Here is a 19,613-nt window from a genome sequence, read left to right as displayed (position 1 = left end):
CCTGTCGCAGACTTCACTAGAGCCCTGAGCCCGCCTTCCGTTACCATGCCGGATTGATTTTCTCGGGGACGACGAATGGAGTTCGCACTCTATCTGCTGTTGGGCGCATGCGCCGGCGTGCTGGCCGGGCTGTTCGGCGTGGGCGGCGGCATCATCATCGTGCCCGTGCTGGTGTTCAGCTTCACCTTGCAGGGCTTCGACGCGTCGGTGCTGACCCACCTGGCGGTCGGCACCTCACTGGCTACCATCGTCTTCACCTCGATCAACGCCGTGCTCGAGCACCATCGTAAAGGCGCGGTGCAATGGCCGGTCTTTGCCTGGATGACCCTCGGCATCCTGATTGGCGCAGGTATCGGCGCCAAAACCGCCTCGTTGATCCAGGGACCGCTGCTGCAGAAGATCATCGGCGTGTTCGCCCTGGTCATCGCCGCGCAGATGGCCCTGGACCTCAGGCCCAAGGCCAGCCGGGGCATACCTGGTAAACCCGCGCTGATCGGTGCCGGTGGGGTAATCGGTTGGGCTTCGGCCATCTTCGGCATCGGCGGTGGCTCGCTGACCGTGCCGTTTCTGACCTGGCGCAGCCTGCCGATGCAGCAGGCGGTGGCCACCTCCTCGGCCTGTGGCCTGCCGATCGCACTGGCCAGCGCGCTGAGCTTCATGTGGCTCGGCTGGCACGAAGACCACCTGCCACCCCATAGCGTGGGCTATGTGTACCTGCCAGCGCTGGTCGGCATTGCCGTGACCAGTATGTTTTTTGCCCGCTTCGGCGCACGCCTGGCGCACAAACTATCGCCGCGCCTGCTCAAGCGCCTGTTCGCCGCGCTGCTGTTCTGCGTCGGCTTGAGCTTCCTGATTTGAACCAAGAGGAATATCCATGCTGCCTTACCCGCAGATAGACCCCGTGGCCGTGGCCCTCGGGCCGCTGAAAATCCACTGGTACGGCCTGATGTACCTGATCGGCATCGGCGGCGCCTGGCTGCTTGCCTCACGCCGGCTCAACCGTTTCGACCCTACCTGGTCCCGCGAAAAGCTTTCGGACTTGGTGTTCTGGCTGTCGATGGGGGTCATCGTCGGAGGGCGCCTAGGGTATGTGCTGTTCTACGACCTGCATGCCTACCTGGCCAATCCGACGCTGATCTTCGAGGTGTGGAAGGGCGGCATGTCGTTCCATGGCGGCTTCATCGGGGTGATGCTGGCGGCATTGTGGTTCGGCAAGCGTAACAACAAGTCGTTCTTCGAACTGATGGACTTCGTTGCCCCGCTGGTACCGATCGGCCTGGGTGCCGGGCGTATCGGCAACTTCATCAATGCCGAGCTGTGGGGCAAGCCGACCGACGTGCCGTGGGCGATGGTGTTCCCGCCCTTCAGCGACCCGGCCCAACTGCCGCGCCACCCGTCACAGCTGTACCAGTTCGCCCTGGAAGGCGTGGCGCTGTTCATCATCCTGTGGCTGTTCTCGCGCAAACCACGCCCGACCATGGCGGTATCGGGCATGTTCGCGCTGTTCTACGGCATTTTCCGCTTCATCGTCGAGTTCGTCCGCGTACCAGACGCCCAGTTGGGCTACATTGCCTGGGGCTGGCTGACCATGGGTCAGATACTCTGCGTCCCGATGATTCTGGCCGGCCTCGGATTGATCTGGTGGGCTTATAATCGCAAACCCACGGCGAAACCCGCCATCTGATTCCCGACGGCAGAGGTGATCCCTCTGCCGTTCTTGCTACAGGTAAGCCATGAAACAGTATCTGGACCTGGTCCGCGACGTCATCGAAAACGGCACCCTGCAGGAAAACCGCACCGGCATCCGCACCATCAGCCTGCCCGGTGCCATGCTGCGCTTCGACCTGCAGAAAGGTTTCCCGGCCATCACCACGCGCAGGCTGGCGTTCAAGTCGGCGATCGGCGAGATGGTCGGTTTCCTGCGCGGCGTGAAAAACGCCGGCGAGTTCCGCGAGCTGGGCTGCAAGGTCTGGGACCAGAACGCCAACGAGAACGCCCAGTGGCTGGCCAACCCGTTCCGCCAGGGCCATGACGACCTGGGCGAGATCTACGGCGTGCAGTGGCGCCAGTGGCCGGGCTACAAGCGCATTGCCCTGAGCAACCCGGCGGCCATCGAAATGGCTGAAAAAGCAGGGTTTCGCAAGATCGCCCAGGATGAAGAGGATGGCCAGGCGTTTGTCATCCTGTACAAGGCCATCGACCAGGTGCGTCAGTGCCTGGATACCATTGCCAACGACCCGGGCAGCCGGCGCATCCTGTTCCACGGCTGGAACTGCGCCCAGCTGGATGAAATGGCGCTGCCGCCGTGCCACCTGCTGTACCAGTTCCACCCGAATGTCGAGACCCGGGAAATTTCCTTGACCCTCTACATCCGCTCCAACGACCTGGGCCTGGGGACGCCGTTCAACCTCACCGAAGGCGCGGCGCTGCTGTCGCTGTTCGGCCGCCTGACCGGTTACACCCCGCGCTGGTTCACGTACTTCATTGGCGATGCGCATGTGTACGAAAACCATCTGGACATGCTCAACGAGCAGCTCAAGCGCGAGCCGCTGGAAGCGCCGAAGCTGGTGATCAGCGACCGTGTACCGGCGTTTGCAGAAACCGGCAAGTACGAGCCCGAATGGCTGGAGAAGATCGAACCGGGCGATTTCAGCCTGGAAGGGTATGAGCACCATGCGCCGATGACGGCGCCGATGGCGGTCTGATTCGCGATTGATCGGGGCTGCTTTGCAGCCCATCGCCGGCTTGCCGGCGATGGGGCCACTTCAGAGCGGAATGTTCGGCCCGCGAATGTCATTGGGGGGCGGGATATCCGGCACCCGCGGCAGGTGCGGTGGCGGCACGTCCGGCTTGATGGTCACCGGCGGGAACACCGGCATGATGGTCGCGTCATGGCCGCCAGCGACGAGCTCCAGTTCCTCGCTGCTGAGCGTCCGTGGCGTGTGCAGGTTTGCGCAAGGCATGGTTGTCACTCCTGTGTGGGTCAGAGGTCGCCTGCCGAACCGAACAGTTCGTCAGGCCATTCGGGAAACTGCAACGGTGGGTCGCTGGGGCGATGCTCGCCACCGCCCACCAGGCCGGTTTCGTCTTCTCTGAGTTCGCGAAGCGCCTCGAAGGCAGTATTCATCGGTAGTGCTCCCTGTTGAGAAAAGCCCCCCGATTATCTGCCTAACACCTCCACATGGCCCTAGGGCTGGTGTACTAGCTGCATATTGCCATTAGTGGCCGTGGCTGCGCCCCACGTGCGAAGGCTCAGCCTCAGGGATGGATACCGCCCCGTTCACTTCCAGTTGTTGCAAAATCGCGCACTCCGCCCCCTGGGCATTGCAACGCTGGCGCAGTTCCACCAGTTGCTCCTGCAACGCCACCAGTCCATCGATCCGCGCCTGCACATGCTCGATATGCTCGTCGATCAATGCATTGACGCTGCCGCACGAGCCTTCGGGGCTGTCGCGCAGGCGCAGCAGGCTGCGGATTTCGTCCAGGGTCATGTCCAGGGTGCGGCAGTTGCGGATGAAGGTCAGGCGCTCGACATGGGCCTGGGTATAGAGCCGATAGTTGCCCTCGGTGCGCGCCGGCTCCGGCAGCAATTGCTCGCGCTCGTAATAGCGGATGGTTTCCACGGCGCAATCGGTGGCTTTGGCCAGTTCTCCGATTTTCATCACGAATCTCCCCACGGGTTACTTGACCCTATAGTGGCTACAGGGTGTTCACTTGGCAACAGGCGCACATTAAGGATGACCCCATGAACCAGCCTGTCAGCCACGAACACGACCACGAACATTCCCATGACCACGCGCAGGATGGCCAACGTCAGTGCCACGACGCCCACGCCCACAGCTGTTGCGGCACCGCCGCCGCGCCGGCATTCGTGCAACTGAGCGAAACGGCCAGTGACTCAGCCCGGCTCAGCCGCTTCCGCATCCAGGCCATGGACTGCCCCACCGAACAGACCCTGATCCAGGACAAGCTGGGCAAGCTGGCCGGCATCGAGCAACTGGAGTTCAACCTGATCAACCGTGTGCTCGGCGTGCGCCACACCCTTTCCGGCACCGCCGAGATCGAGCGGGCCATCGACAGCCTGGGCATGAAGGCCGAACCTTTGGCCGAAGAGGATGATGGCGGTGCCATGGCGCCTCAGCCAAGCAAGGCTCATTGGTGGCCCCTGGCGTTGTCGGGCGTTGCTGCGATTGCTGCCGAGATCGTGCATTTCAGCGGGCGAGCGCCTGAATGGGTGGTCGCCGCGCTAGCCCTGGCGGCAATCCTGGGGTGTGGCCTGGGTACCTACAAGAAGGGCTGGATTGCCCTGAAGAACCGCAACCTGAACATCAATGCGCTGATGAGCATCGCCGTGACGGGCGCAGTGCTGATCGGCCAGTGGCCGGAAGCGGCCATGGTGATGGTGCTGTTCACGGTGGCGGAATTGATCGAGGCCCGTTCCCTTGACCGGGCACGCAACGCCATCGGTGGCCTGATGCAGCTCACCCCGGACATGGCCACCGTCCGGCAGGCCGACGGCCAGTGGCATGAGGTCGAGGTGCGGCACGTGGCTATCGGTGCGCAGGTGCGGGTGCGCCCGGGTGAACGCATCGGCCTCGACGGTGAGGTGACCAGTGGGCAATCCAGCGTCGATCAGGCGCCGATCACCGGTGAAAGCCTGCCCGTTGAAAAGGCCGCAGGCGACAAGCTGTTCGCCGGTACCATCAACCAGGCCGGTGCCTTGGAGTACCGTGTGACGGCTGCGGCCGGGCAATCCACCCTGGCGCGCATCATCAAGGCGGTGGAAGAGGCACAGGGCGCTCGTGCCCCCACCCAGCGCTTCGTCGACACGTTCTCGCGCATCTACACCCCGGCGGTATTCGCCTTTGCCCTGGCCGTGGCTGTCATCCCACCGCTGTTCATGGGTGGCGCCTGGTACGACTGGGTGTATCGCGCCTTGGTGCTGCTGGTGGTGGCCTGCCCCTGCGCACTGGTGATTTCTACCCCGGTGACCATCGTCAGCGGCCTGGCAGCCGCCGCGCGCAAAGGCATCCTGATCAAGGGCGGGGTTTACCTCGAAGGGGGCCGCAAGCTGGACTTCCTGGCGTTGGACAAGACCGGCACCATCACTTATGGCAAGCCTGTGCAAACCGATGCCAAGGTGCTCGACCCGCGGTTCGAAGGCCGCGCCCAGGCCTTGGCGGCAAGCTTGGCCCATCGCTCCGACCACCCGGTGTCGGGCGCCGTTGCCCAGTTCGCCAAGGCGCAGAACCTGCCCTTGAGTGAGGTCAGCGAGTTCGCTGCCCTGGCAGGCCGAGGCGTGCGCGGCAACATTGAGGGTGAAACCTACCACCTGGGCAACCATCGTCTGGTCGAAGAACTGGGGCTGTGCTCGCCGCAGCTTGAGGCGCAGCTCGACGTGCTCGAGCGTCAGGGCAAGACCGTGGTGCTGCTGCTCGATCGCTCGGGCCCGTTGGCCCTGTTTGCGGTGGCCGATACGGTGAAGGACACCAGCCGTCAGGCAATCGCCGAGTTGCATGCGCTGGGTATCAAGACCGTCATGCTCACCGGCGACAATCCCCATACCGCGCAGGCCATTGCCGCTGAAGTGGGCATTGACCGCGCTGAAGGCAACCTGCTGCCGGCCGACAAATTGCAGAGCATCGAGCAGCTGTATGCCCAGGGCCACCGAGTCGGCATGGTTGGCGACGGCATCAACGATGCACCGGCACTGGCACGCGCCGAGATCGGTTTTGCCATGGCCGCGGCCGGTACCGACACGGCCATCGAGACCGCCGACGTGGCGCTGATGGATGATGACTTGCGCAAAATCCCGGCGTTCGTCAGGCTGTCGCGCCAAAGTGCGGCGATTCTGACGCAGAACATCGTTCTGGCGTTGGGCATCAAGGCCATTTTCCTGGCGATCACCTTTGCCGGCATGGCGACCATGTGGATGGCAGTGTTCGCCGACATGGGCGTGAGCTTGCTGGTGGTGTTCAACGGGCTGCGTCTGCTACGCAAGTAACAGCTCCAGGCAGCAAGCTGATCGAGGTGGATGTGAGCATCATGAAACGACACAGACCTGTTTTAGCTTGCAGCTTGCGGCCCCGCTACGGAGCCAGGCAATGCTGAGTGCCGAGCTCAAGGCCTTCTACATGGTAGCCCGCCTGGGCAGCATCACCCTGGCGGCAAAGAAGCTTGGGCTCAGCCAGCCCACCGTGACCACGCAGATCCGTAACCTGGAAAGCCAGTACGCCGTGGAGCTGTTCTACCGCGGTGGCCGGCGCCTGGTGCTGAGCGAGGAGGGCGTGCGCCTGCTGCCGATGGTCAAGGCACTGCTGCAGCAGGAGGCCGACATCGAGTTCGAACTGCGCAACAGTGGTCAGGCCCAGGGTAGCCTGCGTATCGCCGCTACCGCCCCGTATTACATCCTCGACCTGGTGAAGATCTTTCGCGAGCGCTTGCCGCAGGTGGGGGTGGCGGTGGAGATCGGCAACTCCCAACAGGTGCTGGAGATGCTTGAGGACTACCGCGTCGATATCGCCGCCTCGTCGCAGTTGGTCGAGGATGCTCGCCTGGTCCGACGCGTGCTGGGCACTGACCCGCTGGTGGTCGCAGTGCATCGCAACCACCCACTGGCCAACCGGCAGGCGATAGCCATCGATGTGGTAGCCGGGCATTGCCTGCTGATGCGCGAAAAGGGCTCGACCACCCGCAAACTCACTGAGCAGATGATGCAGGATGCCGGCGTGAAGGCCGGCGCACTGCTGGAGATCGGCAGCCGTGAGTCGATTCGCGAGGCGGTGCTGCGCAACATCGGCATCAGCGTGATCGCCCGGCACGAGGTGCCGCACAACCCTGAACTGCGGGTGTTGCAGCTGGAGGATGCGCCAGTGATGCATGAGTACCTGTATTGCCTGAAGGAGCGGCGCCAGGCCAGGTTGCCGGCGGCCTTCCTCGGGGTGGCGCAGGAAGTGGTGGGGTCGCAATTCTAGGTCGGCGGCGAACGCTTTGCGGGTGACCCCGAGAAGAAGCCAGCAAGGTCAGTACAAAATCTGCCTATACCACTATCACCTGCTTTTGCCTTAACGCCACAGAACCTTCGCATTGCCTTCCTAGCATGGCCCCATCTGTTCGATGAGGCCTAGCCATGAACCACGCCGCCCCAGGCGCACACATGAAAGTGCGCGGTATTCACAAGCGTTTCGGTGCCTTCACGGCGTTGAACAATGTTTCCCTGGACATTGCCGCTGGCGAACTGGTCTGCCTGCTTGGCCCTTCCGGCTGCGGCAAGACCACCCTGTTGCGCTGCATCGCCGGCCTGGAGCGCCAGGACCGTGGTGAGCTGTACATCGGCGAGCTAAACATCTCCGAGCTGCCACCCCAGGCCCGGGACTACGGCATCCTGTTCCAGTCCTATGCGCTGTTCCCCAACCTCACGGTCGAAGCCAACATTGCCTACGGGCTGGCCGGCAGCGGCCGTGATGCAAGCCGTCAGCGCGTGGCCGAGATGCTCGAGCTGGTGGGCCTGGCCGGGAGCGAAAGGAAATTCCCCGGCCAGCTGTCCGGCGGCCAGCAGCAGCGTGTGGCGCTGGCCCGCGCGTTGGCGCCATCGCCTTCACTGTTATTGCTCGACGAACCCATGTCGGCCCTGGATGCGCGGGTACGGGAGCACCTGTGCACCGAGCTGCGCCAATTGCAGCGCCAGTTGGGCATCACCACCTTGATGGTTACCCACAACCAGGACGAAGCCATGCTCATGGCCGACCGAATCGCGGTGATGAACAACGGCCAGGTCGAGCAGTACGCCACACCTCAGGACATTTACGACCAACCCGCCACGCCGTTCGTTGCCGAGTTCGTCGGGCAAGGCAACTGGCTGCCGTTCCAGCGCAGCGGTGACAGCCATGCCCAGGTGGGTGCCATGAGCATGCGCCTGGCCGCAGGCGCGCCTCGGGCCAGCAGCGGCCGGCTGTTCTGCCGCCCAGAGGCGATTACCGTCAACCCTGTGGTGCACGAGGAAAACCTGTTCCCGGCCAAGGTTCGCGAAATCACCTTCCTCGGCAACCGTTGCCGCATGAGTTTCGAGCTCAAGGCCCTGCCAGGCCACGCGCTGCTCGCTGAGCTGGCGCCTGAAGCGATGCCCCGCCTGGGCTCGCAGGATATCTGGGTGGCCCTGCCGCCGCAGAGCCTGCAGGTGTTTGCCTGAGATGGCCGCGCCCATGTCCCTGCCGCTCCGCCAGGCCAACAGCAGCACGCGCAGCGGCGTCGCCCTCGGCGATCGCCTGTTCGTGGTTGGCGGCAAGAGCCTGCTACTGATCCTTCTGCTGTTGGCGGTGCTGATGCCATTGCTGGCGATCTTCTGGCGCGGTTTCAGCGGTGAAGCCGCCCAGGGTGGCGGCCTGGTGGCGGCCCGTGAGCTGTTTGCCAGTGCCAACTTCCACTGGTTGCTGGGCAACAGCCTGTCGGTAGCCTTTACGGTCGCGGCGATCGTGGTGCCGCTGGCCTATCTGTTCGCCTATGCCCTGCAACGTACGCTGATCCCGGCCAAGGGGGTATGGCGGGGCATCTCGCTGCTGCCGCTGCTGGCGCCGTCGATGTTGCCGGCCACCGCCCTGGTCTACCTGTTCGGCAATCAGGGCCTGCTGCGCAGCCTGTTGAACGACAATATCTATGGCTTCTGGGGCATTGTCCTGGGTGAGGCCATCTACACCTTTCCCCATGCGTTGATGATCTTACTGTCAGCCCTGTCGCTGGCCGATGCGCGGTTGTTCGACGCGGCCTCGAGCATGGGCGCCGGGCCCTGGCGAGCGTTTCGCAGCATTACCTGGCCGGCAACGCGCCAGGCGGTGTTCGCGGCGTTCTGCCTGGTGTTTACCCTGACCATCACTGATTTCGGCGTGCCGGTGGTTGTCGGTGGCGACTACCAGGTGCTGGCGCTGGAAGCCTACAAAGCGGTCGTAGGGCAGCAGCAGTTTGGCCGCGGTGCGTTGATCGGCATGGTACTGCTGGTACCGGCGCTGCTCAGCTTTGCCGTCGACGCCTGGCTGCGCCGTCGTCAGGGCGAGGCCATGAGTGGTCGCGCCCAGGTGTTCGAGCCGAAGCCCTCCCGCGCCCGGGATGCCAGCTTCCTGGCCATCGTGCTGCTGGTTTGCGCAGTGCTGCTGGTGGTGATCGGCATGGCGGTGTACTCGTCGCTGGTCACGTTCTGGCCCTACAACATGACCTTGTCGTTCAAGCACTACATGTTCGAGGACACCGCCGGTGGTGGCTGGCTGGCCTACCGCAACAGCGTGACCATGGCCATCGGCACAGCGCTGGTCGGCAGCAGCCTGATCTTCACCGGGGCCTACCTGATGGAGAAGACCCAGGGCCAACGCCTGCTCAATCAGGCCCTGCGGCTGCTCAGCTTCATTCCCATGGCGGTGCCGGGGCTGGTGCTGGGGCTGGGCTATGTCTTCTTCTTCAACCTCAGTGGCAACCCGCTGCACGTGTTCTATGGCGGCATGGGCCTGCTGGTGACGTGCACCATTGCCCACTACCTGACCACCGCGCAGATGACCGCAACCACTGCACTGCGCCAGCTCGATGGGGAGTTCGAAGCTGCGGCGTTGTCGCTCAAGGCTCCGCTGTACAAGCACTTTGTGCGGGTCACCGTGCCGATCTGCCTGCCCGCGCTGCTGGACATCATCCGCTACCTGTTCGTCTCGGCGATGACCACCGTCTCGGCGGCGATCTTCCTGTACAGCCCAGACACCCTCCTTGCTGCCGTCGCCGTGCTGAACATGGATGACGCCGGCAACGTCGGCGGTGCCGCCGCGATGTCGACCTTGATCCTGCTGACCAGCGCTGTTGCTTCGCTGCTGCTGGCCGGTGCTTCCCGCGGCCTGTTGCGCCGCTCCCAGGCATGGCGCCAGCGTGCGCCCGGCCAATGACCGACTGCCCACACTGATAGGAAACGCATCATGTTCAAGCCACTCGCACTTGCCGCTGCCGTATCCGCCGTATTCAGCCTGCAGGCCTCGGCCGCCGGTACGCAACTGACTGTCTACACTGCCCTGGAGGCCGAGCAGCTCAAGAGCTACAAGCAGGCGTTCGAAAAGGCCAACCCGGACATCGAGATCAAATGGGTGCGTGATTCCACCGGCATCATCACGGCCAAGCTGCTGGCCGAGAAGGACCGCCCGCAGGCGGACGCAGTGTGGGGCCTGGCCGCTTCCAGCCTGGCCATCCTCGACCAGAACGGCATGCTCCAAGCCTACGCACCAAAGGACCTGGGCAAGATCTCCGGCAACTACCGCGATGCCGCCAACCCGCCGGCGTGGGTGGGCATGGATGTGTGGGCTGCAACCATCTGCTTCAATACCATCGAGGCCGAGAAGCAGGGCCTGAGCAAGCCGGTCAGCTGGCAGGACCTGACCAAGCCTGAGTACAAAGGCAAGATTGTCATGCCTAACCCGGCGTCGTCCGGCACAGGCTTCCTGGATGTCAGTGCCTGGTTGCAGACCTTTGGCGAGCCACAGGGGTGGGCTTACATGGACGCCCTGCACCAGAACATCGGGCAGTACGTGCACTCTGGGTCCAAACCTTGCAAGCTGGCGGCCGCGGGGGAGTTCCCGATCGGTATTTCCTTCGAGTACCCGGCCGTGCAACTCAAGCGCCAGGGTGCGCCGCTGGACATCGTGCTGCCCAAAGAAGGCCTGGGCTGGGAGATCGAGGCAACTGCGGTGATCAAGGGCTCGCCAAACGCTGAGGCCGCCAAGCGCCTGGCTGATTTCTCGGCCAGCCCGGCAGCCATGGAACTTTACAAGGACAACTTCGCAGTACTGGCTGCGCCAGGTATTGCCAAGCCCCAGACCGAGCTGCCAGCTGACTACGAACAGCGCCTGATCAAGAACGACTTCGCCTGGGCCTCGAAGCATCGTGACGACATCCTCTCCGAGTGGCGCAAGCGTTATGACGGCAAATCGGAGAACGTGGTGCAGCAGTAAACCCTGCCAGGCGACCGAGTGCCCTCACACCCCGCACGGAGAAGAAACCGATGCTTGCCCCCGACCAGATCGTCGAGCACACCTTCGCTCTCTACCAACACCATGGCAGTGACGATTACATCGGCGAAGCCATCACCCAGCTCGAGCACATGTCCCAAGCCGCGCAGTTGGCCATGGCCGAAGGCTTCGACGACGAAGTGGTGCTGGCGGCGTTCTTTCACGATATCGGCCACCTGTGTGGAGGGGAAGGCAACATGGGTGGGTACGGTGTTGCCAGCCATGAGCGCATTGGTGCCGAGTACTTGCGCCGTTGTGGTTTCAGCGAGCGAATGGCACTGCTGGTGCAGTACCACGTGGAGGCCAAGCGCTACCTGACGTTGCGCCAACCGGGGTATTACGCCCGGTTGAGCGAGGCCAGCCGGCGCACGCTGGAGTATCAGGGAGGCGTGATGACCGAGGCGCAAGCGGACGCGTTCGAACTGGACCCGCTGTTCAGCGTGAGCCTGCGCATGCGGGAATGGGATGAACGGGCCAAGGAGGTTGGGGTACCGGTGATTGAACTGGCGGTGTTGAAGGCTAAGGCGTTGGCCCTGCTCTGAGTTGTCGGTGTTGCCGGCATCCTCAAATCTGCAGAACCAACGCCTCCAGTTGCTCCTGCCTTTGGGCCTGATCCACTCTGGCTCCAGGGTTGAGCGTCGACCACTGCGGGTGCGCACGCGCCTTGCTCAAGGCCTCGGGCAGCTTGCCCTCGCGCCAGGCCTTTTCCTCAAGCTGGCCCAGGCGAATGCTGTCCTGGGCTGCGTGCCCGCGGCTGTCCAGCGCCGCCATCAACTGTTGCTGACGCAAGGCCAGCAACCGCAACACGGTATCGTCCACGGTCAACTCACGCTGGCCTTTGAGCTTACCCATCAGCCGTGAGCCATAGTTGCGTGCTGTCTGCAATGCGCCTCCGGCAATGGCCCCTGCCAAGGCCGCTGCGCCGAGGGTAAGGCCGCCGACCAGCAGGTCGACCCCGGCGCCCGCCGCCGCACCGGCTGCCACACCACTGCCCAGGCGCACGCCGAGCAATTTCAGCGTCTCGGGGTTGAACAGGTCGTCCCCCCAGCGCCCATTCAGCAGCGGCAGATCTCCGGCATTGGCGTCCTCGCGGCGAAAGGCATAGAGCTTGAGCAGTGCCTCGACACAACGCTGCTCGCGCTGGCGCACCTCCTGGCGCAGGGCCTCGATGGCCCTGGCCTCGGCGGCAGGCTCGGCTTCGACGCTACGGCGGCAGGCGGCGCAGTCGAGCAGCAACTCGGCGATCAGGCGCTTGCCGCTGTGCTGGCGGGCCAAGCGTTGCGCCTGTTGATCATCGATCAGCCGTTGCAGGGCCGGGCGAGCCTCTTCCAGCAGCAGCGCCAGGCTTTCGTAAAGCCGCCGTTCGCCGTCTTCCGGCGGGGCCACGCTGTCGAAGCGTACGAGTGCATGCAAACCCAGGCGTGCCAGGGCTTCGCGCCATTGCGGCTCGCGGTGCTGGTGGCTGGCGACGAAATTGAGCACCGGCAGCAGCGGTTTGCCGCAACTGGCCAGCACTTCCAACTCATCGCGGTACTTGGCCAGCACCGGCTCGCGCGCATCGATGACATACAGGCCAGCATCGCTGGCCAGCAATTGGCGCAGCACCTTGGCCTCCTGTTCGAACCGCTGGCGTGCTTCGCTGCCCTGCAGAAAGCGCTCCAGCCTTGCCGGGCCATCCAGGCGCTCACCCGGGCGCTCCAGGCGTTCCAGGTAGTCGAGCAGGGCAATGGCATCTTCCAGGCCGGGGGTGTCGTAGAGCTCAAGCAAAGGCTCGCCATCCACCGACAGGCGCGCACCTTCCACGTGGCGGGTGGTGCTTGGACGGTGGGACACTTCGCCGAAGCCGACATCGCGGGTCAGGGTCCGCAGCAGCGAAGTCTTGCCCACGTTGGTGTGGCCGACCACGGCCAGTTTCAGCGGTTCAGTCATGGCCATGCTCCAGCCAGGTCAGGGGCGAGGTGTCGGCGTAGGGCAGGCCCAGGCGGTCCAGTGCGTCGTGCCAGTCGCCCAGGCGCTCGGCATCCACCGCGTGGCCCGGCGCGGCCTGCAGCAGCCAGATGCGCGTGGCACCGGCATTGCGTGCCAGTTCAGCCAGCAGGGCAAGGCTGCCGCGGTCGGGCGAGCGGCGGGGGTCACAGGCGATAGCCAGGCGCGCCGGGGGGAAGCGGCTCAGTTGTTCCAGCAGCCGGTTACGCGACTCACGGCTGTCGAGCACGCCGGCATCGGTCACGCCCTTGGCCAGGGCCGGTGGCCAGGGGCGCTGGTCGTCTAGCTCCAGCCCCACCAGCAAGGCGCCGCTGCTACCGGTCTCCAGTTGGCCCGCCTGAAACTGCGGCAGCGTGTCGGGGGCGGCTTCCTGCACGCCGATGCGCTCGCTGCGGGGCATCAGTGCGTCACGCAGTTGCGCATAGCCGGGCAGGCTGAGATCCAGGGCCAGGCGTTGACGGCCCTGGCGCCAGCGCCACAGGCACAGGCCGGCCAACAGCAGACGCGGGAGCAGGCCATAGACCAGCACCACGCCGAGCAGCCAGCTGGCCCACGCCTGGCGGGTGATATCCAAGGCTGGCAGGGTGTCGCCACTGGTGCGGATCATGGTTTCGTCCGGCACGGCAAAGCCCAGCAGCGAAGGCAGGGCGCCAAGCGCTTGGGTAAGGTGGACGAATGGCTCGGCGGCGAGCAGGGTGGTTTCCCACACGAAGCCATAGCGCCGGGTGGTCAGCAATGCCACAAGCATCGCCAGCGCTGCGAGCATCGCCAGCAACCACAGGCTGTGTATCAGCAAGCCCAGCAACCAGCGGTTCAGGCGCTGGCGCTGCAACAGTACCAGCAGCGCCGGCGCCAGGTGGGCGGCCTTGGCATCGCGGGCAAAGCGTTCACTCAACCATAACCACAGACGCCCCAGGCTGGCGCCATGTTCGCCGCTCAAGGCCAGGCCTGCGGCCCAGCCCAAGAGCATCAGCAGGTTCAGCCCGAGCAGGCTGCCCAGGGCCCAGAACACGTTCACAGGGCGCTGCCCGTCGCCCAGCGCGGCGAACGCCAGGCCGGCGCCGCTGAGCACGGCCATCAACAGCAGCACCAGCAGTGCCAGGCGTGCGCCCTGTTTCCAGTGGTGCAGGGCGGTGTCCATGCCGTCGCGTTCGGCCAGCAGTAGGGCACGGGCTTCTATGCGCGCGGCCAGGTCGCCGCCCTGCTGGCGGGCATGGCGGTTGGCTTCCTGGTCTTCCAGGGGGCCGGCGTGTTCCTCGCGCAGGCGTACAGCTTCGGTGAGCCAGCGCTTGTCCAGTGGAGTCGGTCCAGTCACAAGGTCTTCCATTGCACGGTTCAGGGCAGAAGCATAACCCACACGCCGGGTGCTATCCTCGCCAGCATGAATACATCACTCCCGCTCAGCCTGATCGCGGCGCATGCCGAAAACCGCGTGATTGGCATCGACAATTCCATGCCCTGGCATTTGCCGGGCGATTTCAAGTACTTCAAGGCTGCTACCCTGGGCAAGCCGATCATCATGGGCCGCAAGACCTGGGACTCACTGGGGCGGCCGTTGCCGGGGCGCTTGAACATCGTCGTCAGTCGTCAACCGGAGCTGCAACTGGCAGGTGCCGAAGTGTTCGCTTCGTTGGAAGCGGCGCTGGTGCGCGCCGAGCAGTGGGCACGTGAGCAGGGCGTCGATGAGCTGATGCTGATTGGCGGGGCGCAGTTGTATGCGCAGGCGCTGGAGAAGGGCTTGGTTAGCCGTATGTACCTGACCCGTGTGGAGCTGTCGCCGCAGGGAGATGCGTGGTTCCCCGCGTTCGACAAGGGGCAGTGGCGGCTGGTCGCGAGTGAGGCGCAGGCGGAGGCGGACAAGCCTGCGTATCACTTCGAGGTGTGGGACAAGGTTTGAGGGCGTTGGGGCCGCATCGCGGCCCCTGCGGTATCAGGAGTGGCTCAGCTCGGCATGTTCATCGCCGGCCAGCACTTCTTTGTCAGTCTCTTTCAGGAGTTGGCTGGTCACCACACCTGCGGTCATCGAGCCGTTCACGTTCAATGCCGTTCGCCCCATGTCGATCAGCGGCTCGACCGAAATCAGCAACGCCACCAGCTCGACCGGCAAACCCATTGCCGGCAGCACGATCAACGCCGCGAATGTCGCGCCACCACCCACGCCGGCAACCCCTGCCGAACTCAGGGTGACGATGGCCACCAGGGTGGCAATCCACAGCGGGTCGAAGGTATTGATGCCCACCGCTGGTGCCACCATCACCGCCAACATCGCCGGGTACAGGCCGGCGCAGCCGTTCTGGCCGATCGTGGTACCGAACGAGGCGCTGAAGCTGGCGATAGACTGGGGCACACCCAGGCGGCGGGTTTGCGCCTCGATGTTCAGGGGGATGCTGGCTGCACTGGAACGGCTGGTAAAGGCAAACGTCAGTACTGGCCATACCTTGCGGAAGAAGCGCAGCGGGCTGACGCCGGTCGCGGCAAGGATGATGCCGTGAACCACGAACATCAGTGCCAGGCCAATGTACGACACCACCACGAAGCTGCCCAGCTTGAGGATGTCCTCCATGTTGGAGCTGGCCACCACTTTGGTCATCAGCGCCAGCACGCCATAGGGGGTGAGTTTCATCACCACCCGCACCAGGCGCATCACCCAGGCTTGCAGGGTGTCGATGGCCGACAGGGCGCGTTGACCTTTTTCGGCATCGTCTTTGATCAGTTGCAAAGCGGCCAGGCCAACGAACACGGCGAAAATCACCACGCTGATGATCGAGGTCGGCTTGGCGCGGGCCAGGTCGCCCACCGGGTTGCTTGGGATGAACGACAGCAGCAGTTGCGGGATGTTGAGGTCGGCGACCTTGCCCGCGTAATCGCTGTGGATGACTTGCATACGCGCGCTTTCCTGAGCCCCGGCGACCAGGCCCTCGGCGCTCAGGCCGAACAGGTTGGTCAGCACGATGCCGATCAGCGCAGCGATAGCGGTGGTCAGCAACAGGGTGCCGATACTCAGCACGCTGATGCGTCCGAGCGAGGATGCATTATGCAGGCGGGCCACAGCGCTGAGGATCGACGCGAAGATCAGCGGCATGACGATCATCTGCAGCAGGCCGACATAGCCGTTGCCGACCAGGTCGAGCCAACTGATCGTGGCTTGCAGCACGGGGTGGCCGGCACCGTAAACAGTGTGCAACGCCAGGCCGAACACTACGCCCAGCACCAGGCCGGCCAGCACCTTCTTGGCCAGGCTCCAGTTGGTGCGGCGGGTTTGTGCCAGGCCCAGCAGTAATGCCAGGAACACCAGCAGGTTAAGAGACAGCGGCAGGTTCATTGAAGCTCCAGGAAAAAGCAGTAGAGGCATCGCCTCTGTGAGCGATTGCGAACGGAAATGCTAACAGCCTGAAAACAAACGAATTTATACCCAAGCGTTATTTGCTTAGTCGTTTATGGAATAACAGATTGTCGTAAATGGCAATGAACACGGCGTATACACGTGCATAAAGGTCGCTGTGGAGGCCTTGTAGGCCGCATTGATGGTCTAGGTTTTTCCAAGTCATTTCAGGAGATTGGTGCATGACGTTCGCTCCGAAAACCCTCGCCCTCGGTTTGTGCCTGCTGTTGAGTGTCGAAACCTGGGCCACCGAGCTCAAGCACTGGCCAGCGGACGCGGCCAGGCAGCTCGACACGATGATCGCCGCCAACGCCAACAAGGGTAACTACGCGGTGTTCGATATGGATAACACCAGCTATCGCTACGACCTTGAAGAGGCGTTGCTGCCGTTCATGGAGAACAAGGGGCTGCTGACGCGTGACACGCTCGACCCCTCGCTCAAGCTGATCCCATTCAAGGATACCGCCGAGCACAAAGAGAGCTTGTTCAGTTACTACTACCGCCTGTGCGAAATCGACGACATGGTCTGCTACCCATGGGTAGCCCAGGTGTTTTCGGGGTTCACCCTCAAGGAGCTCAAAGTGCAGGTCGATGAGCTGATGGCCTCCGCCAAGCCCATTCCAAGTACCTATTACGAAGGGGACCAGCTCAAATCCATCGAGGTCCAGCCACCCAAGGTCTTCACCGGCCAGGCCGAGCTGTACAACAAACTGATGGAGAACGGCATCGAGGTGTACGTTATTTCCGCCGCCTCGGAAGAGCTGGTGCGGATGGTCGCCTCGGACCCCAGGTACGGTTACAACGTGAAGCCGGAGAATGTGATCGGGGTGAGCTTGCTGCTCAAAGATCGCGCCAGTGGCCGGTTGACCACGGCACGCAAGCAGATCACCGAAGGCAAGTACGACGCGAAGGCCAACGAAGGCCTGGAGCTCACTCCATACCTGTGGACCCCGGCGACCTGGATGGCGGGCAAGCAAGCAGCGATTCTTACCTATATCGACGAGTGGAAGAAGCCAGTACTGGTGGGCGGCGATACCCCGACCAGCGATGGCTACATGCAGTTCCACGGCGTGGATGTGGACAAGGGCGGCATCCACCTGTGGATAAACCGCAAGGCCAAGTACATGGACCAGTTGAACGGCATGATTGCCAAGAATGCGGCGGCCCAGGCCAAGGAAGGGTTGCCGGTGACGGCGGACAAGAACTGGGTGATCGTGACGCCGGAGCAGATTCAGTAGACGTTGTGGTGCCCGTGCAGGCATAAAAAAACCGGCGCTGGGGAGCGCCGGTTTTCATTCACACCTTCAGCGCCTCACAGCCCTTCCAGCATCGCCTTGTTGCGTACAGCACCCTTGTCGGCACTGGTCGCCAGTAAGGCATAGGCCTTCAGCGCAGTGGTCACCTTGCGTGGGCGTACTTCAGCCGGCTTCCAGCCCTTCTTGTCCTGCTCCACACGGCGCGCTGCCAGCTCTTCATCGCTGACCTGCAGGTTGATCGAACGGTTGGGGATGTCGATCAGTACCTTGTCGCCGTCGCGCACCAGGCCGATGGCGCCGCCCGCAGCAGCCTCCGGCGAGGCGTGGCCGATCGACAGGCCCGAGGTGCCACCCGAGAAGCGGCCGTCGGTGAGCAGGGCGCAGGCTTTGCCCAGGCCCTTGGATTTCAGGTACGACGTCGGGTAGAGCATTTCTTGCATGCCCGGGCCGCCTTTCGGGCCTTCGTAGCGGATGATGACGATGTCGCCGGCCTTCACTTCATCGGCGAGGATGCCGCGCACGGCGCTGTCCTGGCTTTCGAAAATCTTCGCGGTGCCTTCGAACACGTGGATCGACTCGTCGACACCGGCGGTCTTCACCACGCAACCGTCAAGGGCGATGTTGCCGTACAACACGGCCAGGCCGCCTTCTTGCGAATAGGCATGCTCGACGCTGCGAATGCAGCCGTTTTCACGGTCGTCATCGAGGGTTTCCCAACGGGTTGACTGACTGAATGCGGTCTGGGTCGGGATGCCTGCCGGGCCGGCCTTGAAGAAGGTGTGCACGGCTTCGTCATCGGTCTGGGTGATGTCCCACTTGGCGATGGCTTCTTCCATGCTGCGGCTGTGCACGGTCGGTAGGTCGGTGTGGAGCAGGCCACCACGGGCCAGCGAACCGAGGATGCTGAAGATACCACCGGCGCGGTGCACGTCTTCCATGTGGTACTTCTGAATGTTCGGCGCCACCTTGCACAGCTGCGGCACCTTACGCGAGAGGCGGTCGATGTCACGCAGGTCGAACGCCACCTCGCCTTCCTGGGCAGCGGCCAGCAGGTGCAGGATGGTGTTGGTCGAGCCGCCCATGGCGATGTCGAGCATCATCGCGTTTTCGAACGCCTTGAAGTTGGCGATGCTGCGTGGCAGTACCGATTCGTCGTTCTCGCCATAGTAGCGCTTGCACAGCTCGACGATGGTGCGGCCAGCGGTGAGGAACAGCTGCTCGCGGTCGGCATGGGTGGCCAGGGTCGAACCGTTGCCCGGCAGGGCCAGGCCCAGGGCTTCGGTGAGGCAGTTCATCGAGTTGGCAGTGAACATGCCAGAGCATGAGCCGCAGGTTGGGCAGGCGCTGCGCTCGTACTCGGCGACTTTTTCGTCGGAGGCCGAGGAGTCGGCGGCGATCACCATGGCGTCAACCAGGTCCAGGCCATGGCTGGCCAGCTTGGTCTTGCCGGCTTCCATCGGGCCGCCCGACACGAAGATCACCGGGATGTTCAGGCGCAAAGCAGCCATCAGCATGCCGGGGGTGATCTTGTCGCAGTTGGAAATGCACACGATGGCGTCGGCGCAGTGGGCGTTGACCATGTATTCAACGGCGTCGGCGATGATCTCGCGGCTGGGCAGGGAGTAGAGCATGCCGTCATGGCCCATGGCGATGCCGTCATCGACAGCAATGGTGTTGAACTCTTTGGCCACGCCACCGGCGCGCTCGATCTCGCGGGCAACCAGCTGGCCCAGGTCCTTCAGGTGCACGTGCCCCGGGACGAACTGGGTGAACGAGTTGGCAATGGCGATGATCGGTTTCTTGAAGTCTTCGTCCTTCATCCCGGTGGCGCGCCACAGGGCACGGGCGCCGGCCATGTTGCGCCCTTGGGTGGAAGTCTTGGAACGGTAATCAGGCATGAAGCACTCCTGGCGGCTATATCAGGTCACAAAAAGGGGAGTGAGCTTCTCTTGTCCTATGCGC

Annotated in this window: 18 protein-coding genes; 11 read left to right on the top strand and 7 right to left on the bottom strand. The window is 63.6% G+C overall.

Annotated elements, in window-relative coordinates; all coding sequences use genetic code 11:
• Positions 1-75: 75 nt before the first annotated feature.
• The 3 genes from APH34_RS15505 to APH34_RS15495 are packed head-to-tail and all read left to right on the top strand — an operon-like array spanning position 76 to position 2,705.
• Positions 76-858, top strand: a complete 783-nt coding sequence (locus tag APH34_RS15505) for a sulfite exporter TauE/SafE family protein (RefSeq protein WP_054901912.1) — start codon at positions 76-78, stop codon at positions 856-858.
• A 16-nt stretch (positions 859-874) separates the two neighbouring features.
• Positions 875-1,684, top strand: a complete 810-nt coding sequence (gene lgt, locus APH34_RS15500) for a prolipoprotein diacylglyceryl transferase (RefSeq protein ID WP_054901911.1) — start codon at positions 875-877, stop codon at positions 1,682-1,684.
• Between the two features lie 49 nt (positions 1,685-1,733).
• Positions 1,734-2,705: a thymidylate synthase gene (locus APH34_RS15495; RefSeq protein ID WP_054901910.1), complete on the top strand. Its 972-nt coding sequence runs from the start codon at positions 1,734-1,736 to the stop codon at positions 2,703-2,705.
• Positions 2,706-2,765: 60 nt separating this feature from the next.
• On the opposite strand, the gene APH34_RS15490 is transcribed toward APH34_RS15495, so the two are convergent.
• From APH34_RS15490 to cadR, 3 genes are all read right to left on the bottom strand, one after another.
• Positions 2,766-2,963 (bottom strand): hypothetical protein, encoded by a 198-nt coding sequence (locus APH34_RS15490; RefSeq protein ID WP_054901909.1) that lies wholly within the window; start codon positions 2,961-2,963, stop codon positions 2,766-2,768.
• Positions 2,964-2,983: 20 nt separating this feature from the next.
• Entirely contained in the window at positions 2,984-3,127 is a 144-nt protein-coding gene (locus APH34_RS29240; RefSeq protein WP_156358088.1) for a hypothetical protein, read from the bottom strand.
• Between the two features lie 91 nt (positions 3,128-3,218).
• Positions 3,219-3,662 (bottom strand): cadmium resistance transcriptional regulator CadR, encoded by a 444-nt coding sequence (gene cadR / locus APH34_RS15485; protein ID WP_054901908.1) that lies wholly within the window; start codon positions 3,660-3,662, stop codon positions 3,219-3,221.
• Positions 3,663-3,745: 83 nt separating this feature from the next.
• On the opposite strand from cadR, the gene APH34_RS15480 reads away from it, so the two are divergent.
• From APH34_RS15480 to APH34_RS15455, 6 genes are all read left to right on the top strand, one after another.
• Positions 3,746-6,004, top strand: coding sequence for a heavy metal translocating P-type ATPase (locus APH34_RS15480; protein ID WP_054901907.1), 2,259 nt, complete (start codon positions 3,746-3,748; stop codon positions 6,002-6,004).
• A gap of 100 nt (positions 6,005-6,104) precedes the next feature.
• Positions 6,105-6,974, top strand: coding sequence for a LysR family transcriptional regulator (locus tag APH34_RS15475; RefSeq protein ID WP_054901906.1), 870 nt, complete (start codon positions 6,105-6,107; stop codon positions 6,972-6,974).
• A gap of 155 nt (positions 6,975-7,129) precedes the next feature.
• Complete coding sequence (locus tag APH34_RS15470; protein WP_054901905.1) at positions 7,130-8,188, top strand: putative 2-aminoethylphosphonate ABC transporter ATP-binding protein; 1,059 nt, start codon at positions 7,130-7,132, stop codon at positions 8,186-8,188.
• A gap of 1 nt (position 8,189) precedes the next feature.
• Positions 8,190-9,914 (top strand): putative 2-aminoethylphosphonate ABC transporter permease subunit, encoded by a 1,725-nt coding sequence (locus APH34_RS15465; RefSeq protein WP_054901904.1) that lies wholly within the window; start codon positions 8,190-8,192, stop codon positions 9,912-9,914.
• A 30-nt stretch (positions 9,915-9,944) separates the two neighbouring features.
• Positions 9,945-10,970, top strand: a complete 1,026-nt coding sequence (locus APH34_RS15460; protein ID WP_054901903.1) for a putative 2-aminoethylphosphonate ABC transporter substrate-binding protein — start codon at positions 9,945-9,947, stop codon at positions 10,968-10,970.
• Between the two features lie 50 nt (positions 10,971-11,020).
• Entirely contained in the window at positions 11,021-11,569 is a 549-nt protein-coding gene (locus tag APH34_RS15455) for a phosphonate degradation HD-domain oxygenase (RefSeq protein ID WP_054901902.1), read from the top strand.
• A gap of 22 nt (positions 11,570-11,591) precedes the next feature.
• On the opposite strand, the gene APH34_RS15450 is transcribed toward APH34_RS15455, so the two are convergent.
• Together APH34_RS15450 and APH34_RS15445 are read right to left on the bottom strand one after the other, a co-directional pair.
• Entirely contained in the window at positions 11,592-12,956 is a 1,365-nt protein-coding gene (locus APH34_RS15450) for a GTPase/DUF3482 domain-containing protein (RefSeq protein WP_054901901.1), read from the bottom strand.
• Positions 12,949-14,340: a DUF2868 domain-containing protein gene (locus tag APH34_RS15445; protein WP_054901900.1), complete on the bottom strand. Its 1,392-nt coding sequence runs from the start codon at positions 14,338-14,340 to the stop codon at positions 12,949-12,951. The genes APH34_RS15450 and APH34_RS15445 overlap by 8 nt, the downstream gene beginning before the upstream one ends.
• Positions 14,341-14,394: 54 nt before the next feature.
• Here APH34_RS15445 and APH34_RS15440 point away from each other — a divergent pair, with 54 nt between their 5' ends.
• Complete coding sequence (locus APH34_RS15440; RefSeq protein ID WP_054901899.1) at positions 14,395-14,910, top strand: dihydrofolate reductase; 516 nt, start codon at positions 14,395-14,397, stop codon at positions 14,908-14,910.
• Positions 14,911-14,943: 33 nt separating this feature from the next.
• On the opposite strand, the gene APH34_RS15435 is transcribed toward APH34_RS15440, so the two are convergent.
• Complete coding sequence (locus APH34_RS15435; protein ID WP_054901898.1) at positions 14,944-16,335, bottom strand: L-cystine transporter; 1,392 nt, start codon at positions 16,333-16,335, stop codon at positions 14,944-14,946.
• Positions 16,336-16,577: 242 nt separating this feature from the next.
• Here APH34_RS15435 and APH34_RS15430 point away from each other — a divergent pair, with 242 nt between their 5' ends.
• Positions 16,578-17,633 (top strand): phosphorylcholine phosphatase, encoded by a 1,056-nt coding sequence (locus APH34_RS15430; RefSeq protein WP_054901897.1) that lies wholly within the window; start codon positions 16,578-16,580, stop codon positions 17,631-17,633.
• 74 nt (positions 17,634-17,707) lie between these two features.
• Here the strand turns inward: APH34_RS15430 and ilvD are convergent, their stop codons facing one another.
• Positions 17,708-19,549 (bottom strand): dihydroxy-acid dehydratase, encoded by a 1,842-nt coding sequence (gene ilvD, locus APH34_RS15425; RefSeq protein WP_054901896.1) that lies wholly within the window; start codon positions 19,547-19,549, stop codon positions 17,708-17,710.
• Between the last annotated feature and the right edge of the window lie 64 nt (positions 19,550-19,613).

The organism is Pseudomonas sp. NBRC 111131 (genome assembly GCF_001320525.1).
Taxonomy (GTDB): domain Bacteria; phylum Pseudomonadota; class Gammaproteobacteria; order Pseudomonadales; family Pseudomonadaceae; genus Aquipseudomonas; species Aquipseudomonas ceruminis.
Note: the sequence above shows the minus strand (reverse complement) of the source record. Positions and strands in the feature narration are given on the sequence as shown.

Excerpts from the sequence above, each read along its gene's own strand:
- APH34_RS29240 (WP_156358088.1), bottom strand. The coding sequence starts at position 3,127 with ATGAATACTGCCTTCGAGGCGCTTCGCGAACTCAGAGAAGACGAAACC.
- APH34_RS15475 (WP_054901906.1), top strand. The coding sequence starts at position 6,105 with ATGCTGAGTGCCGAGCTCAAGGCCTTCTACATGGTAGCCCGCCTGGGC.
- APH34_RS15445 (WP_054901900.1), bottom strand. The coding sequence starts at position 14,340 with ATGGAAGACCTTGTGACTGGACCGACTCCACTGGACAAGCGCTGGCTC.
- APH34_RS15465 (WP_054901904.1), top strand. The coding sequence starts at position 8,190 with ATGGCCGCGCCCATGTCCCTGCCGCTCCGCCAGGCCAACAGCAGCACG.
- ilvD (WP_054901896.1), bottom strand. The coding sequence starts at position 19,549 with ATGCCTGATTACCGTTCCAAGACTTCCACCCAAGGGCGCAACATGGCC.
- APH34_RS15505 (WP_054901912.1), top strand. The coding sequence starts at position 76 with ATGGAGTTCGCACTCTATCTGCTGTTGGGCGCATGCGCCGGCGTGCTG.
- APH34_RS15490 (WP_054901909.1), bottom strand. The coding sequence starts at position 2,963 with ATGCCTTGCGCAAACCTGCACACGCCACGGACGCTCAGCAGCGAGGAA.
- APH34_RS15430 (WP_054901897.1), top strand. The coding sequence starts at position 16,578 with ATGACGTTCGCTCCGAAAACCCTCGCCCTCGGTTTGTGCCTGCTGTTG.
- APH34_RS15440 (WP_054901899.1), top strand. The coding sequence starts at position 14,395 with ATGAATACATCACTCCCGCTCAGCCTGATCGCGGCGCATGCCGAAAAC.
- APH34_RS15460 (WP_054901903.1), top strand. The coding sequence starts at position 9,945 with ATGTTCAAGCCACTCGCACTTGCCGCTGCCGTATCCGCCGTATTCAGC.
- APH34_RS15435 (WP_054901898.1), bottom strand. The coding sequence starts at position 16,335 with ATGAACCTGCCGCTGTCTCTTAACCTGCTGGTGTTCCTGGCATTACTG.
- lgt (WP_054901911.1), top strand. The coding sequence starts at position 875 with ATGCTGCCTTACCCGCAGATAGACCCCGTGGCCGTGGCCCTCGGGCCG.
- cadR (WP_054901908.1), bottom strand. The coding sequence starts at position 3,662 with ATGAAAATCGGAGAACTGGCCAAAGCCACCGATTGCGCCGTGGAAACC.
- APH34_RS15450 (WP_054901901.1), bottom strand. The coding sequence starts at position 12,956 with ATGACTGAACCGCTGAAACTGGCCGTGGTCGGCCACACCAACGTGGGC.
- APH34_RS15480 (WP_054901907.1), top strand. The coding sequence starts at position 3,746 with ATGAACCAGCCTGTCAGCCACGAACACGACCACGAACATTCCCATGAC.
- APH34_RS15455 (WP_054901902.1), top strand. The coding sequence starts at position 11,021 with ATGCTTGCCCCCGACCAGATCGTCGAGCACACCTTCGCTCTCTACCAA.
- APH34_RS15495 (WP_054901910.1), top strand. The coding sequence starts at position 1,734 with ATGAAACAGTATCTGGACCTGGTCCGCGACGTCATCGAAAACGGCACC.
- APH34_RS15470 (WP_054901905.1), top strand. The coding sequence starts at position 7,130 with ATGAACCACGCCGCCCCAGGCGCACACATGAAAGTGCGCGGTATTCAC.